Source organism: Tsukamurella sputi (assembly GCF_007858445.1).
GTDB classification, from domain to species: domain Bacteria; phylum Actinomycetota; class Actinomycetes; order Mycobacteriales; family Mycobacteriaceae; genus Tsukamurella; species Tsukamurella sputi.
Genome location: NZ_VIGV01000091.1, coordinates 1 through 624, shown reverse-complemented (window position 1 = coordinate 624; position 624 = coordinate 1). Strand labels below are relative to the sequence as shown.

Sequence of the window (624 nt, the reverse complement as noted above, 5' to 3'; positions counted from 1 at the left end):
AACTTGAAAATGAGGACTGAGAGATCAGGGCTAAAAGGTTGGTTATTCCGAGAGAGTTGATGACAAGGGGTGATCAATCAGCTTAAGTTGGTTTGAGACTTAATAGCTTCATTAATAGTCTTATTAATAGTCTTATTAATAGTTTTGTTGATAGTCTTAAGAGACTCAGTCATGCGATAGATCTTTGTAGTCTCATTGATTAGATGACAAAATTAGATAGATGACTAAATTAGATGGGAACTTGTAGATGTTAAGAGTAGATAGACAGATTGTAGCAACCCTATTATGGAGTATTCTCTTTTTAATATTCCCCACCGCTCTTTGGGCGAAAGTGACTAATGTCGAATTATCGGAAGTTCTCTTAGAGGAGAAGTATGAAGAGATCTATGCGGTCGGCGTACTTTATCCTTATCAAGAGGTGATGATTCGGCCTGAAGCTGCTGGTCGGATTGTTAAAATAGCCTTTAAAGAGGGGGAGAGTATTGAAGCGGGAGACCTTCTGATAGAACTTGACTCTGCGATTGAAGCCGCTGAGTTAAAGGAGCGGGAGGCAAAACGGCAATTAGCGAAGCAGAACATAGATCGCCTGCTCGCTGCTCGAGGAGGTTCCACCGCACAGGCGAG

At 41.7% G+C, this 624-nt stretch carries 1 pseudogene; it reads left to right on the top strand.

The features are described from left to right. Nucleotides 1–331 precede the first annotated feature (331 nt). Nucleotides 332–624 (top strand): annotated as a pseudogene (locus FK268_RS25950) (hypothetical protein); the annotation flags it as partial.